The organism is Nitrogeniibacter aestuarii, assembly GCF_017309585.1.
Lineage (GTDB): Bacteria > Pseudomonadota > Gammaproteobacteria > Burkholderiales > Rhodocyclaceae > Nitrogeniibacter > Nitrogeniibacter aestuarii.
Genome location: NZ_CP071321.1, coordinates 1,529,656 through 1,544,602 on the forward strand (window position 1 = coordinate 1,529,656; position 14,947 = coordinate 1,544,602).

14 protein-coding genes are annotated in these 14,947 nt (G+C 67.0%); all 14 read right to left on the minus strand.

Translation table 11 applies throughout. From position 1 onward, the window contains the following. Position 1 precedes the first annotated feature (1 nt). The 14 genes from J0W34_RS07080 to J0W34_RS07145 all read right to left on the minus strand — a co-directional run bounded on the left by J0W34_RS07080 (position 2) and on the right by J0W34_RS07145 (position 14,923). Complete coding sequence (locus J0W34_RS07080; protein ID WP_230971185.1) at positions 2-1,012, minus strand: cytochrome c biogenesis protein ResB; 1,011 nt, start codon at positions 1,010-1,012, stop codon at positions 2-4. Further along, positions 994-3,597: a cytochrome c3 family protein gene (locus J0W34_RS07085; protein WP_230971186.1), complete on the minus strand. Its 2,604-nt coding sequence runs from the start codon at positions 3,595-3,597 to the stop codon at positions 994-996. Before J0W34_RS07085 ends, J0W34_RS07080 begins: the two co-directional genes overlap by 19 nt. After that, entirely contained in the window at positions 3,587-4,666 is a 1,080-nt protein-coding gene (locus tag J0W34_RS07090) for a 6-bladed beta-propeller (protein ID WP_230971187.1), read from the minus strand. Before J0W34_RS07090 ends, J0W34_RS07085 begins: the two co-directional genes overlap by 11 nt. Next, a complete protein-coding gene (locus J0W34_RS07095) occupies positions 4,663-5,550 on the minus strand; it encodes an NHL repeat-containing protein (protein ID WP_230971188.1) in 888 nt (295 codons plus the stop codon). Before J0W34_RS07095 ends, J0W34_RS07090 begins: the two co-directional genes overlap by 4 nt. Continuing rightward, entirely contained in the window at positions 5,544-5,921 is a 378-nt protein-coding gene (locus J0W34_RS07100) for a c(7)-type cytochrome triheme domain-containing protein (RefSeq protein WP_227816818.1), read from the minus strand. Before J0W34_RS07100 ends, J0W34_RS07095 begins: the two co-directional genes overlap by 7 nt. Then, a complete protein-coding gene (locus J0W34_RS07105; protein ID WP_230971189.1) occupies positions 5,918-6,475 on the minus strand; it encodes a c(7)-type cytochrome triheme domain-containing protein in 558 nt (185 codons plus the stop codon). The genes J0W34_RS07100 and J0W34_RS07105 overlap by 4 nt, the downstream gene beginning before the upstream one ends. Positions 6,476-6,483: 8 nt before the next feature. After that, the gene (locus J0W34_RS07110; RefSeq protein ID WP_230971190.1) at positions 6,484-7,383 is read right to left on the minus strand and encodes a hypothetical protein; all 900 of its coding nucleotides are present in this window, start codon (positions 7,381-7,383) and stop codon (positions 6,484-6,486) included. A 56-nt stretch (positions 7,384-7,439) separates the two neighbouring features. Further along, a complete protein-coding gene (locus J0W34_RS07115; protein WP_230971191.1) occupies positions 7,440-8,315 on the minus strand; it encodes a hypothetical protein in 876 nt (291 codons plus the stop codon). A 10-nt stretch (positions 8,316-8,325) separates the two neighbouring features. Then, the gene (locus tag J0W34_RS07120; RefSeq protein ID WP_230971192.1) at positions 8,326-9,249 is read right to left on the minus strand and encodes a c(7)-type cytochrome triheme domain-containing protein; all 924 of its coding nucleotides are present in this window, start codon (positions 9,247-9,249) and stop codon (positions 8,326-8,328) included. Then, positions 9,249-9,677 (minus strand): c(7)-type cytochrome triheme domain-containing protein, encoded by a 429-nt coding sequence (locus J0W34_RS07125; protein WP_227816823.1) that lies wholly within the window; start codon positions 9,675-9,677, stop codon positions 9,249-9,251. Before J0W34_RS07125 ends, J0W34_RS07120 begins: the two co-directional genes overlap by 1 nt. Positions 9,678-9,717: 40 nt before the next feature. Next, positions 9,718-11,622, minus strand: a complete 1,905-nt coding sequence (locus J0W34_RS07130) for a hypothetical protein (protein WP_230971193.1) — start codon at positions 11,620-11,622, stop codon at positions 9,718-9,720. A 14-nt stretch (positions 11,623-11,636) separates the two neighbouring features. Then, complete coding sequence (locus J0W34_RS07135; RefSeq protein ID WP_230971194.1) at positions 11,637-12,656, minus strand: peptidylprolyl isomerase; 1,020 nt, start codon at positions 12,654-12,656, stop codon at positions 11,637-11,639. A gap of 65 nt (positions 12,657-12,721) precedes the next feature. Beyond that, positions 12,722-13,540, minus strand: coding sequence for a cytochrome c3 family protein (locus J0W34_RS07140; protein ID WP_230971195.1), 819 nt, complete (start codon positions 13,538-13,540; stop codon positions 12,722-12,724). Between the two features lie 267 nt (positions 13,541-13,807). Then, positions 13,808-14,923: a 6-bladed beta-propeller gene (locus J0W34_RS07145; RefSeq protein WP_230971196.1), complete on the minus strand. Its 1,116-nt coding sequence runs from the start codon at positions 14,921-14,923 to the stop codon at positions 13,808-13,810. Positions 14,924-14,947 lie beyond the last annotated feature (24 nt).

Genomic DNA, 14,947 nt, shown 5'->3' on the forward strand with positions numbered 1-14,947 from the left:
GTCAGGCGTCCCAGGCGGTGGCGGCGAACTTGCGCCAGAAGTGGAATCCGAGGCTGAGGATGGCCACCACGGCGGCAGCGCCCAGCCAGGGCAGGGTCCAGTCGTAGAACACGGTGTAGCCCATCCAGCTGGTGAGCCCGTCGAAGCGCAGTTGTCCGCTCGCCAGCACGGCCACCTCGCCGGGGCGAAGTTCGTGACGCTGGTTGCCGTCGCGCACGACCAGGCGGGGCGACTCGGGCAGCCGAAAGCCGTCCTCGCGGGTGGCGTCGATGACCGCTTCTTCCAGCACCAGCCGGAGGTGAATGGGACGTTCGGCGCCCGGCGGCACCCAGTCCTGCATCTGTGCGTCGGCGTGCAGGGGGTAGGCGGGCAGGTGCACGGCGCCATGGACCCATGGGCGGGCATCGAGACGCCAGGCCAGCAGCGGCGCGAAGCCCTTGTTGAAACTGGTGTAGAAGCGGTAGCCCTCGAGCGTGAGCGGGGTCTGGTCACCGATCTGCGCCTCGCGGCGGTGACCGTCCCGGTCGGTCCACTGCACCCGGTTCCGGGTCTGGCCGCGACGCAGTCCGGGGGCGTAATCGATCTCGAATCCCATGTTGGTGAAACGCACATCCGCCAGCGCCCCGTGATGCCACGGGCCGGCCCGCGTCTCGACAAGGCGCCCGTCGAACTCGCCGCCCACGGTCAGTTCGGTATGTCCGCCCAGGGCCGTGAGCCGGCCGATCGCCACCAGGGCGATGAGGGCGAGCAGGGACAGGTGAAAGGCCAGCAGCGCGGTTTGCCGTCGGAAGCGCGTATTGACCGCGATGGCGGCCATCAGGTTCACCGCCAGCGCGACCAGCGGAACGACGATGCCCCACACGCGTGCCGCCTCGACGGTGTAGGCCAGCACCGTGCCGGCGAGCAGGAGCAGCAGCAGGCCGAGCGTCAGGCGCAGCGAGGCGAGCAGATGCAGCATCAGGCGCAGCCGCAGTGGCAGGCGGGCGAGGGGCATCAAGGTGGATTGCTGCATGTGTCGATCATCCAGTCCTTGCCCGTCTGGGTATCGTTGGCGGTGTTGCCGTTACTCGCCGGAATGCGGCTGCCGGTCGCCTTGCCGGCAGACCCGCAGTTGCTGTCCGACCAGTTCCCCGATGCGGCAAAGGTGCGCACCTTGAGTTTGGCGCGCATGTAGTAGGGACCTTCGCTGAAGTTGTCGGTGTTGCCGTTGGTGGCCACTTCCATGCTGCCCGGATAGCCGGCCTCGGGGCCGACATCGTTGAGGTTCACCAGCAAGGCCTTGTTCTTCCAGCCGTGGGGTACGGCCGCATGGCACCAGCTGCAGTAGATTTTCTCGACCTTGTCGGCGTGGTAGTTGTGCAGGTTGCCCTTGCCGCCACCGAAAAATCCGCTGCGCCGTCCCGAGTCGTTGCGCCCGGTGTAAACCGCCGGATCGTGGCACTTGAAGCACAGGAAGTTGGGTGTCGGATCGCCGTCGCGAGTGGCGCCGCCCAGGCCCGGACCCCATTCGCCCTTGAGGATGAACTTCCGGTTCGAGCCGTGAGGCCCCCACGGCTGGTTGCCGGTGGGCACCACGGTGCCATCGGGCGTTTCGGCGCCATGGCAGTCGCTGCAGAACATGGTCTGTGTCCCCACATCGTTGCGCCACGGAGTGAGCCAGGGGGAGTTGGTGATGTTGCCGCGGGCACCCAGGTCCCGCCCGGTGGGACCGATGACCGGATGCCATGAGCGGTGGTTACCGGTGTTGAAGGCGCCGTCGGCGCCGGTGTTGTTGATCGCGTTGTTCGGCTGCAGTTCGCGTGCCTGATTGGTATAACGCGAGAAGTTGTTGCGTCCGTCCGGGTCCTCGGGGGTCAGTCCGGTCGTATTGCCCAGCAGGGGACGCGTCACGCCGTTGGGTAGCACGTTGTCGTCGGTGTAGCCGTAGTCGGAATGGCACTTGAGGCAGATCTGGTATTCACGGGTCACGTAACTGGCGCTGGCCGTGGTGTTGACGCTGGCGCCCGGGTCGCCGCGCTTGACCAGGTAGCTGCCCGGCAGACTGAAGAAGCTGCCGTCCCCATACACCGGCTCAATGCCCCAGGCACCGCGCAGTGCGCCCGAGATGATGTTGGTGTGGCCGGGAGCGTGGTTGTGGCTGGCCCGCTGGTCGGTGGACGTGTTGGCGGCATTGAGTACGCCGGGTAGACCGTTGGCCGAGCGGATGATTCGGTGGGGGTTGTGGCAGTCGGTGCATTCGGCGTGGCGGTTGTCGGTATTGGCGACGCCCAGGCGTTCGCGCGGTTCGAGCATGTCCTTGCCGCACTGGCTGGCCGGGCCGGTACAGTCGATGAAACCGGCGTCGGTAAAGTTGGCGTCGATGTCATGGCGCTCTTCACCGGCCGCCTGCTCGACCGAGCGGATCGGCATGTGCCGGGCGAGCGAGAACTCGGTCTGGATGTCGGGGACGTTGCCCGTCGCATTCACCACGACCGCGCCGGCGCTGTTGGTGTGGCACTGGTAGCAGGTCTCTTCGATGGCGGGGTTGCCGCCGGCTTTGGGGCTCAGCGGGCTGTCGGTGCCTTCGCGCAGCAGGCGGCGCGCTCCGGCCACCGTGTGGGTGTCATGGCAGTTGAGGCAGGCCGCCTTCCACACCGGCTGGGCGGGCGGGAACTGGCGTTGTGCGGCCGGCAGGGTCTTGTAGGTTTCGTCGGCCACGTTGGGGTTGGCGTGAGCCGAATGGGCCCAGCTGCCGTTGCCGGTGTTCTTGTCGTGACACGCCAGGCAGATGATGTCGCTATCGGGGTTGGCGGCATTCGACGGAGGGATTTCCTGGAAACGGTTCAGGCGCAGAAACTTCTGCAGGCCCTTGGCGGCCTCTTCGGTGTCGTACAGGTGGGGGTCATGACAGGTGGCGCACTGCAGCTGACCGGTGCCGCCACTGCCGGTGGGTTCCAGCGGGAGTTTCGGTTTGTAGCCGGGCGCACGCACGCCCAGCACTGAACCATCGGCCGGCCACTGCTGGTTGGCATCGACCACGCGCATCTCGCCGTCGCGCGTGGCCAGGGCGGTGGTGTAGTCGAGCGAGATGGGGTGGTCGTTGCGCAGATCGATCCCCAGGCGGCGGGTGAAGCCGGTGGTCTCGCCAGCGCCATCGGGCATGGTGCCGCCCACCCCGGTGCCGTTCATGGCGATGCTCTGGCTGCCTTCGGCACCGCCCTGGCCGGAGAGCACGTTCACGTTGCCGATGGCCAGCGAGCCGTCGTGGCACGACAGGCACAGCTTGGACGAGCCGGCCGGCTGATCGAGCACCCGGCCGAGCAGGACTTCTGCATCCAGGGAGGACGAGGTGTAGGGCGTGTAGGTCTGCCCGGAGAGTTTGCGATTCCACAGCGGAGCGGTGCCGGCGGTGGCCCCGTGCGGGGTGTGGCAGAACACGCACACCTGCGATTCGCCGGTGGCCTGAACGTCGCGCTGCGGCGGCTGGCCGGTCGTGCGCCCGACGGCAGTCGCCGAGAAATTGTGCTTGGTGGCGCGCACGTCGGACACCTTCTCGGCGCTGGCGGCCAGCGTGACGGCGAGGGTGATGGTCATGACCGCAGCCAGTTCAAAGCGCATCGATGTCGCCTCCGCCCAGATAACGGAAGATCACCACACGCCCGTTGAAGGTGTCGGCGATGAAGATGCGGTCCGTGTCGTCCACGGTGACCCCGGCGGGCAGGTAGAACTTGTCGATGGCGGTACCGGTGCCGCCGATGGGCAGCAGGAACTGACCGTCTGCGTTGAAGACCAGCAGGCGGTCGTAGTAGGACTCGATCACGTAGAGGTTGCCCTCGCTGTCGCTGGCCACGCCCTTGGGCCGCACCAGATTGCCCAGATACAGGCCGCGCTCCCCGACCACGCGCGGCTCGCCACCGTCGAGCGGAATGATCTGGATGCGGCTGTTCATGGTGTCGGTGACCTGAAGCTCACGACCGCGCAGCGCCACATGCGTGGGGTAGTTGAATTGCCCCGGCGCTTCGCCGCGCTGGCCGATGGCACGCAGCCAGCGACCGTCTTCGTCGAACACGTGAACGGTGTGGGCGTAGGTGTCGGCCACATACAGGTGACCGGTGACCGGGTCGCGGGCCAGCCCGGTGGGGCGTTTGAGCAGCGGCTTGCCGATGTGCTGAACGCCATTGCCTTCGGCGTCGAGCCGGACGAGCTCGGCCAGATCGGCATCCGCGACCCACACGCCGCCCCGGCCGTCGGTGGCGATGCCGACCGGCGAGGCGAAACGGGTCACCCCTGCGGCGTATTCCCACACCTTGAGTTCGCCGGCGAGCGGATCGAACACGAACACGGCGGCGCGGCTCACGTCGGTGACGTAGATGCGCCCGTCGGCTGCCGAGATGGCCACGGCCTGGGGGCGCTGCAGAACGTTGGGACGCGCCTCCTGACCGAGGCCGGTGATCCATCGCCACACCTTTTGCAGGCCGCTCTCTTCCGCCTCGTCGCGCACGAAGTTCTGCTCGCCGGTCAGCTCGCCCGCGTACTGGTAGCGCGGGATCTCGGGCGCAGCCGGCCACAGGCGCCGGGCGCTGCCTTCGATGGCATCGATGCCGAAGCTCAGACGTGCCGGCGTGCGCTCGCTGGCGCAGGCACTGAGCAGCAAGGTGAGCACGAGGGTGAGCAGCAGGGGCTTCATGGCGTGCGGACCATCGGTAACAGGCGCAGCTCGATGATGCGGGCGCCCGGCCCGTCGGCCACGAACAGGCTGCCGGGGCCGCTTGCCAGGGCGGTGATCCGGCTGGCGCCGAGGGCGGCCGGCGCATAGAGCCCGAGGCGCTGGCCGCCGAAGTGCGCCTGAAGATGACCGTCGGCATTGTCCACCAGCCAGACGCGGCCGTCGCGATCCACCGACATGGCACCGGGGTCGTCGAAGCGCACATCGTCGAAACGTCTCAACTCACGGCCGTCGAAGCCGACTTCTGCCAGACACAGGCAGTCGTCGGCGATGCCCCAGGCCCGACCGCCACCGCTCTTGATCATGCGCCAGGGCGTGGGCTCGGTGGCGCCGGGCAGGGCGTAGGCCTGGCGTCCGAGCCCGCCAAAGGCATGAAGGCTGCCATCGGCATCGGTGACCCAGGCTTGTGTGCCGTCGGGCGAAAGCGTGATGTCGCGGGGTTGCATTACGGCGTCCTGTCCGCGCAGGCGTGCCAGTTCGCGACCGTTGCGGTCGAGCCGCTGCACCACGCCCAGATCCGGGCGCAGGACGAAAACGCCGCCGGCGGGCGCCGGCTGCAGGCTCACGGCGGGCAGCCCGGGAATGGAAGCGATCTTGCGGACGCGTTCCGTGGTGAGATCAATCACCAGCAGGGCGCCCAGGCCACTGTCCAGCACATACAGTTCGCCCGCGCCGACGGCGATTGCACTTGGATAGACAAACTTCACGTAACCGCCCGCGCTGACGGGCAGCCCGCCCACCAGGGTGCGCAGCGGGGTCAGCGGCGAGGCCGGGTGGGTCGGTTCGGCCAGCGACATGGCGCTGACCGACAGCACGATGGCGCCCATCAGGCGACGCGTCACCATCGGCCCGGCCCATTGGTTTCATGCCCGCCGAAGATCCCCGAGGGCAGGCCGGGCTTGCCTGAATGGCACAGGTGGCAGTTGTCGGGAGCCCAGGCGGTGTGGCCGTCGTGGCAGGCACCGCAGAAGCGACCTTCGACGATGTCGTTCATGGTCACGTCGTTCGATCCGGCGCGCATCTCGAAGCCCAGCTCGGCATGGCAGACCTTGCAGCGAAATCGGATGCGGTGGAACCAGTGAGGAAAGATCACGGGGCGCATGCCGTTGGCCTCGGACCGGCGATTGAGGACCACGTCGGCGTATTCGCCGGCGCCGGGGAGTGGCCATAGCAGCAGGGGAACAAGGGTCAGGAGGAGCGCGCGCGAACGGTTCATCTTGCCGGCGTCCGGGCCTGCGCGGCAGCGTCGAGTTCTTGGCGGGCCGCCTTGTGGGAGACGCTGTGGCAGCGGTTGCACTCGGTGAGCGGGAACGAGACCGCGCCGTGGCATACCCCGCATTGCTCGCCTTGCAGAATGCGATACATGCTGATGCCGGTGGCACCGGTCTTGCGCTTGAACAGATGGTCGTGGCAGTTGCTGCAGTCGAGCCATTCGGTGTGCGCCTTGTGCGGAAAGCGCACCACCGGCATGCCGCCACGCAGGTTGAGCAGAATGTCCTTGTCCAGTTCCGGTGTCTCGCGCGTGGGGTCGAGCTTGCGTCGGGGCTGAATGTGGCCCTCGCGCAGCGCACGTACCCAGCGCACCTGATTGCCGGTCGAATCGGGGGGCAGCGGCGCGAGGGCGTCCGCCGGTTCCTGCAGCAGGCCGATCGCCGGGCCGGCCGGATCGTGCAGATCGTCCTCGGCCAGGGGCTGCCAGTTCCCCGCGTGGGCCGCCGTGAGGCAAGCGGCCATCGCCCAGGGCAAGGGCCAGCGGACAGCGCGATACATCGTCGCCATCAGCCCGGAATGTAGACACCCGCATTGCGGATCGCCTTGACCAGTTCGCCGGTGGATGACTCCAGCAAGTCGATGGCCTCGGCATGCTGCCCCCGGGACGCTGCGGCCTCGGCCTGGCCGCGCAGGGTGCCTGCCTGTTGCAGGAACTTGCGCACCTGCGGATCGAACTGGGTGTTTTTCTCGTCGAGCAGCACCTTGATGAGCATCTGGTGGGTGTCGTTGCGATCGAGCTCGTAGTCGTATTCCTCTTTCGGATTGGCAAAGTGCAGGGAGCGCACCAGGGTGTCGCCGCCGCGCAGGGTGCCGATGGAGGCCTTGGCGATCAGATAGGCACGCTCGAGCGTGGCGCGCGCGGCGGCGGTGTCGCCCTGGCTTGCCTGGGCATCGGCCTCGGCGAGCAGGCCGTCCACCTGGGCGGTGCTCTCGCGCACTTCGGCCTCTCGGTGCTTCTCGGTGGCGATGCGTTGCTGGGCATCGAGCAAGGCGCGCACGCTGTCCCGCTTGGCCCGGTAGTCGGACTTGGCCTTGTCGTCGGACAGGGTGCGGGGCGTGGCGTCGCGCGCGGCATCGAACATGGTCACGCTGGCCTGCGACAGGCGCTCGCTCGCCGCCCGCAGATCGCCGGCAGCCAGTGCCGCCTCGGCCTGGCGGAAGGCTTCGCGCGCCTGGGCATGTTTCTGACGGGCGGATTCATCGCCGGTCTCGTCGATCTGCCGTGCCGCGGTCGATCGTTCGATCAGGGTACGCACGGACTCGAAGCGCTGTTCGAGCTGGCCGCGGTCAGGCGTTCGCGATTCGATCCGGTCCTTGGCGCTTTCGGTATGACCGCTTGTGCTCGTGATCGCCAGCAAAAGCGCGCCGAGGACGGCGAGGATCAGGCCAACGGGCCGATTGGGCATGGTGAACTCCAGAATCTTGAATGCATTCAGTGCTACGAACAGCTGTCATGGGCAATTCATTCCCGAGCTGCCTTGATGAGGTTGAGGCCGGCCGCCTCCAGGCTGCGCTGAATCACCTGGGTGGCCCGGTTGAGGCGCGCCGTGGCGTCCGGATACTGGTCCTGGGCGGCGGCCTGGACGGCTTCATCCACGGCCACCCGGTTGTCGGCAAGGGTGGCGTTGAGTTGGGCCGTGCGCTGGCTGTCGGTATGCAATTCACTGATGGCCAGCGGAATGAGATCGGCGAAACCCTGATTGCGTGCCAGGGCGGCCCGGTAGCGCTGCTCGGGGGTGGCGTGCTCGAGGGTGTAATCGACCGTGGTCGAGCCGACGGCGGAAACGTGCAGGGCGCTGAGCAAGCGCTCCGCTTCGTCCAGATGACGCAAGGCCGCCGGCAGATCGCCGTCGTCGGCGTCGTGACGGCTGTCGGCAACCAGCAGATCGATGGGCAGCAGGGCCTCGGTGGTCGCGCTGCCGGGCGTGAGCCGTTCGTGCAGTGCGCTGCGCAGCGACAGGATGCCGGCCAGTTTGGTCTCGAACTGCGTTCGCGTCTGCGGGACCGGCTCGGGGCGCAGGTTGAGGTGGGCGCGGGCCTCGCGCATCAGGCGAAGGGCCTCGTCCAGCTCACGGTTGGCCTCGGCGTTGTCACTGGCGGCCATGGCGTCGCGGGCACGGGCCAGCGTGGCGCGCGCTTCGTCGAGCAGGGCGCGGCTGCGCACGTCGCTGCCGGCCTCGATGCGCTTGACCAGGGCCGAGTCCGAGAGCATCTGGTCCACGAGGCGCGCCTTGTGGACCACCGGGGGCGCCACGGCGACGTCGCCGATCGCGGCCGGCGATGAGAGCAGGGCCAGGCAGAGCGTCAGACGGTTACGGGCGGGGCGTGGCAGCTTCATGGCGTCGGGCTCAGGGCTTGGCTGCGCTGGCAGTGGGCATGGGCGCCTTCTTTTTGGAATGGCAGTTGCGGCATTCCGAGACCGGGAAGGCCACCTTGCCATGACACACGCCGCACTTCTGGCCCAGCAGGATGGCGGCCATGCTGATCTGGTTGGCGCCTTTTTGCGGCACGAAGATCTGCGGGTGGCAGTTGCTGCAATCGAGCCATTCGGTGTGCTGCTTGTGCGGATAGACCACATCGGGCATCGAGCCCTTCACCTCGCGGACGATGTTCAGGTCCATCACCACCGGTGCCGCCTGGCCGTCGAGCCGGTCCCAGCGCGGGGCGATGTGGCCCTTGCCCAGGGCCTGAACCCAGTTGATGCGGTTGCCCGAGTTGGACTTGGGCAGGGGGGCAAAGGCGTCGCGTGGTGGCTGGAGGGCGAGGGTGCCGTCGTTGGCCGGGTCGTGAATACCGTCTTCCGCCGGGGGCAGGTTGCGTTTGCCTGCCGGCTTGAGCAGGCGATTGAAGGCATTGACCTCGGCGACCGCCGGCGGGGGCGCGGGGGGCGGTGTGGCCTCGGCCGCCGCTTGTGTCGGTGCTGGCGCTTCGGTGGCGGCGGGTGCCGGTGCGGCGCCGGGGCTGTTTGCGGCGGCCACCATGTAGTCGACCGCGGCCTTGATGTCGCTGTCGCTGGCACCGGCCATGCCGCCACGAGGCGGCATGGCCGGTGGCTTGCCCTTGAGGGCCGACTGGTACAGGGTATCGATACCCTGTTTGATGCGCGGTGCCCAATCGTCGGCGTTGCCGAAACGCGGGGCGCCTGCGATGCCCCCGGCGTGGCAGGCAGCACACGCGGAGTCGTAGACGGTCTTGCCGGCCGCAGCGACCGCATCGAGGGGGGTGCTGACGAATCCGGTCAGCGCGGCGAGGGCGAGAAGGGCCGCTTTCATCACTGGCCTCCCTTGGCCGCTGGCGCAGCCAGTTTCTGGATGGTGCTTTCGTGCACCTGGGTGGGCGTGCCGGGCACGGCCGAGTGACACAGGTTGCAGTTCTCCACCGACCAGGCGACGTCGCCGTTGTGGCAGGCACCGCAGAACTGGCCGTCGATGATCTTCAGCATGTTGATCTCGTTGCCCCCGGCCTTGAACTTGAAGCCCAGATCGGCATGGCAGACCTTGCAGCGGAAACGCATGCGGTGAAACCAGTGGGGAAAGACCACCGGACGCATGCCGGCATCGTCCGAATAGTTGTTGATGACCACATCACCGTATTCGGCGCGGGCAACGTCGGCCGGGCCGAGCAGGGTGATGAGCACGGCGGCCAGAAGGGACAGCAGCGCACCGAGGCGCCATCGACGGGGTGGGGGATGCACGGGCATGTTCAACCTCGAAGCGTTGGGTGTTGGGGGTGTGTTTTCATCAGAAGGACCCGAAGTCGCGACTGACTTTGAGGAAGACCAGAGCATTTTTCTTGCCATCCACGGTGGCGACACGGACCTGCAGGTCGGAATGCAGCCGTCCGACGCGATATCGCAGGTGCTGGTCGAGGTCGCGCGTGACGCGCTCGCGGGTGGCATCCGGGTTGCCGCCCAGACGGGTGTCGGTCTGGAAGGTGTTGGTGGTGAATCGCAGCGAGTAGCGCAGGTTCACCACGTCGAAAGCGCGGTTGTGGTTGTAGCTCAGGTTCGCCGACAGGTTGGTGTCCCGGGGCGCTTCGGTGCCGCTGGAAAACAGCGAATCCTCACGCGCTTCTCGGCGCTGTTCGGTGCGCTGCCAGGTGACGTTGGCGCTCGCTTCCGAGCGCGGAGATAGGCGCCAGGTGCCATTGGCCTGCAGGTTGTAGAGGCGGAAGTTGGTGTCGATGTCGCCGCGCGTGCGGCTGTCGGAAACATTGGCGCTGACATAGGTGAGCAGGCCTTCGGCGGGGCGCGCCCGCCAGGCCAGACCGAGGGTGTGGTTGAGCGTGCGGCTGCTCAACGCATCGACCCCGGTAGCGCGGGTGATGGTGAGGTTCTGTGCTGCGCTCAGGGTGAGGCTCGATTCGTCATCGAGCAGCCAGTTGCGGTTGAGGCTGTGGCCGCCGCCGACGGTGCTGGCGCGCTGGTCGGCATCGTCGGCACTCACGGTCGAGAAGCTGCCCGAGCCATACCAGTTGTAGGAATAATTCCCGAAAGTGAGAGGGTCGCCGGTGTAGTTCGCGCCCAGGGTTTCGGCATGGGTGAAGAAGCCGGTCGTACTGGATGTCGTGCGCGTGGCCGACAGGGCGCCATAGACCCCCAGGTTGCGATTGGGCTGATAGTTGAGGCTGGCCGTGCTGCCGACGGACTGCAGCGAGATGTCGCTCTGGCCGCTGTTGGCCTGGGTACCCAGGTAACGCACGCTGGCGGTACCGCGCCAGACGGACTCGGGTGGCGTCCAGTTGGCGAAGGAGTAGGCCTGCAGGGTGCGGTTGCCGCCGCTGAAACCGGCGCTGCCGGCATCGTCGAAGCGTGCGTCGGTGAGCGTGCCCAGCGTCTCGATGGCCAGCGCATCGCTGGCGCGAAAGCTGTGCCGCCCCGAGGCGACCAGGTCGGAGACGCTGCCCTCGTCCTCGCGGTCGTTGCGGGCATAACTGCCGTCCAGGGTGACGGTGTGGCGGTTACGGGTGAGCTGGTAGCCGCCGGCGAGCCGGTTGACCGTGTCCGCACCGAAGCTGCCGGTGAGGCGGCTCATGTCGTACTGGGCGAAGCTGCTCCAGCTGTCGCGCGGAGGACGGTATTCCTGCCGCAGGCTCAGGCGGGTGCGTTGGTATTCAGTCTCGGTGATGGCGCCGTCGGTGCGGCTGTCCGAGAGCGAGAGCGTGGCCAGGAACGGAAAGCGGCTGAGCGGAAAGACGTTGAGGGTGGTGGTGCCGGTGAGGCTCGTGGCATTCAGCGCACTGCCCCCGTCGGTATCGGCATCGATCAGCGTGAACGCCAGATCGGCGCCGACGCGGGCGTACCAGGGTTGCACGAGATAGGAGTTCGCTCGCAGGCGGGCTTCGTACTGGCGCTCGTTGCTGCGACCGGCAGTGTCGCTGTCCCGGTGGCGAAGACCGAGAGACAGGGTGCCGCCCCAACGGATCGGGGCCACGCCCCATCGCGTGGGCACGCCATCGTCAGCGAGCGGCTCGGCACCCGGTGCGTCGGTCGGCGCTTCGCCGGATGGCGCCGGGGGCTCCTCGGCCACCTCGATGACGGCATCCTGGGCGAACACGTCGGGCTGTGCGGCGCCATGCAGGAGGAGCATGGCGCCAAGCAGTGCGCGTCGTGATCGTCGGGTGGCCTCGCACCTGTGCCCACTCATTCACTGCAACCGCCTCAATGCACGGCGGCCGAGCCGTCCGCCAGTGCCGGGTATCGCCGGGTGTTCAGCTCGATATCGGCCTTGCGGCGCAGGCTGAGCCGGTAATCCTGCCACACGGCGTCGCGTCGCTCGCGCATGAGCAGATCGCGGGCGCGTTCGGCCACCCGGTCGAAGGGATGGTGCACGGCCGCCTTGCGTTCGAGCAGTTTGAAGATGGCGACGCCCTGAAGCACGCGGGTCGGGGCTGAGAGCGCACCGGCCTGCATGGTGTCGATGGTGTCCTGCAGGCCCTCGGGGATCATGCCCCGGTGCAGGTAGCCCAGGTCGCCCCCTTCGCTGGCCGAGGCGTCCGCCGACACCAGGCGGGCCTGTTCGGCAAAGTCTTCACCCTCGAAGAGACGCTCGTGCAGGCGCTCGGCCTCGGCATCGGCCGCTTCCCAGGATTCGGCGGGCGAGGAGGGGGCGACGGCGAGCAGGATCATGGCGAGGCGGAGTTTTTCCGGTTCGGTGAACTTGTCGGGGTGCGATTCGTAATAGGCGTGAACCGCCGCGTCGTCTGCTTCCGGGATGTTGCGGATGCGCGCCTCGAGCGCCTTGAGGCGGCTGTCTTCTTCCAGACGGGCCTTGACGGCGGGAATCATCGTGTGGCGGTTCTGCTGCCAGCGCGGGCTGTCCTTGTAGCGTTCCTCGTAGCCGGCGATCGTGCGGGCCACCGCCGCGTCGTCGGCGGGAATGTCGAGCTGTCGAGCGGCCTCGATGAGCAGGATGCGGTCGATCATCTGGTCGGCCACGTCCTTCATGAGCGCGTTGATCTCGGCCTCCGGCGGCTGGCCGTGATAGAACTTCTGGCGGGCCGCGGTGTTGGCGGCCTGCTCGTATTCACGTGCGGTGATGGTGACCGTGCCGACGCGCGCAAGGTAGTCGTTGGTGGCCGGTTGTGCCTGAGGCGCGGCCTGGGCCAGCGCGTGGCTGCCGGCGAGGGCAAAGGTGGTGGCCGAGAGCATGGCCACGATCAGCGGACGTAGGGAACTCATGGCGTTCCATCTCCTGGAATGGGCGGGGAAAGATCCGGGCCGTCGCGCGACGGCCCGGACGGGCCTTACTTGACGTGGCAGGACAGACAGATTTCGCTGCCGGCCAGGGTCACGCGCATGAAGTGCACGTTGTCGGTACCCTTGGTTTCCACGTGCGGGTCGTGGCAGGAGGCGCACTCGACCGAGGGGCCGTCGCCACCCGCGAAGGTGCGGGTATAGAGCGCGATGTCGGTCTTTTCGCGCACACCGGCCGTGCCGACCGAGGTATCGACCCAGAACACCTGACGGGTGTTGACCTCTTTGGTCTGCACTTCGGTGGTCTTGAAGTCCAGGTCGTCACAGGTGCCGCTCACCGTGGTGCTGGTTCCGGACAGGCCACCGCCGCAATACTCGATACCGATCGGGTGATCGTTTCGCAGATCGGTCCCGAGGTTCGGAATCGGGCTGCCGGTGAGCGTGTCGGTGCCGCTGGTCCATGTGAAAGCCAGGCCGCCTGCACCGCCACCGGTGACGTCGTAGCCGCCGGAGCCCGGCGCGTTGATGATGTTGTCCATCGCCTGGGTGCCGTCGTGACATGACAGGCAGGCCAGCGACACCGACCCGACCGGCAGGATTTCACCGTCCAGGCTGGAGGTGTTCAGATCCGCATAGGTCTGATAGGTGTTCGTGGGCAGGTCCTTGTTCCACAGCGGCACCGAGGCCGAGGTGTCGGCGCCGTGTGGCGTATGGCAGAACACGCAGATCTGGTCGGTGGAGCTGGTGTTGTTCGGTCCGGGACCGGTGCTGGTGAGATTGTGCTTGGTGTTGGAGATGCCGGCCCAGGCAGCACTGGAGAGTGCTGCGAGGGCGGTGGCCGCCACCAGGCGTGCGAGTGATTTCTTCATGGAAGACCCCCTTGTGACCCCCTAAAAATGACGAGTACCAAATGTGCAGGCGCATGCTTCGGACATGTCCGAGGTGACTGCGCAGGGGCTTATGCAGCATTCATGCCACGAAGATTGTCCATGGCAGCGTCAGGGGTAATTCGCTTCAGGGTGTTGAAAACAAAAGGAAATGTTTTTTCTTTCGATCCCGTTCAGGTCTGATTGCCGGTCCAGGCGAGCGCGCGCCATTCCCAGCTTTCGGAACGTGTTTTCATCGAAATCGGGAATTCAACCGTCCTGTTTCGGTCGCTGTGCCACCAGGTTGCCGCCGTCTTCGGGCAACGACCAGGGGCGAAACACATCGAGCTTGCGAAACCACTGGTCGACGAAGAACACACGGCCGTCGTCATCGATGGCGATACCCGAAGGCAGCATGTATTTGGCCGGGCCGTTTTTCTCGGAGCGTTCGCCGATGAACATCAGCAGCTCGCCGTCCGGATTGAAGATCTGGAAGTTGCCGAAGGCGGCGTCCACCACATAGACGTTGCCCTCCGGGTCGGTGGCTACCTCCTTGGGGCGGGCGAAATTGCCCACCTGGCGCCCCACGGCACCGAAACTTTCCCGGTAGCTGCCGTCGGCGTTGAAGATCTGGACGCGGAAGTTGCCCCCGTCCACCACATACAGGCGACCCTCCTTGCCGATGGCAAGATCGCGCGGCAGGTTGAATTCACCGGCGCCGGTGCCGCGTTTGCCGATGTCCATGATGTGCTTGCCGTTGTGCGGGTCGAAGACGCGCACCCGATGATTCTCGGAATTCACTCCGCCGATATCCACGATATAGACCCGCGTCCCCTCCGGATTGACGGTCACGCTGGAGAGTCGGTCGAAGAGGTCCTCGCCACCGACCTTGCGCAGGTAGCGCCCGTCACGGGTGTAGATCAGGATGGCCTTCTGGGTGGCGTCGGCCACGTAGAGATTGCCGGCCGCATCGGTGTCGATGCCCAGGGGCTTGACCAGCTGACCGCGCTCCTCTTCACCGATGGTGAAGTAGCGCTGGCCCGGTACGTCGAACACCTTGATGTGTCGCGACGCGGTATCGCTCACGAAGATGCGGCCGTGATGAACCGCCACGGCGTAGGGTTTGCCGATGAAGTCGCCGGTGCGGGCCTCGCCGGTCACATAGCGGCGGAAGGCGTCGTCTTCGCTTTCGGGCTTGATGTCCGCCGAACTGAGGATGGTGCGCTCATAGACGAAGCGCGGCGAGTCCGGTGGCTTGGGGAAGACGATGGGCTCGGCCTTGGTCCGGGCGCGCTGGCTCTGGTCCGGCAGTTGGGCGCAGGCGGCCAGCGCAATCACCGCAACCAGGGTCAGCCGGTGCAGCAGGGTGGCGGTGCATGGAGCCATTTCGGGTCCTCTCGATCGTTGCGC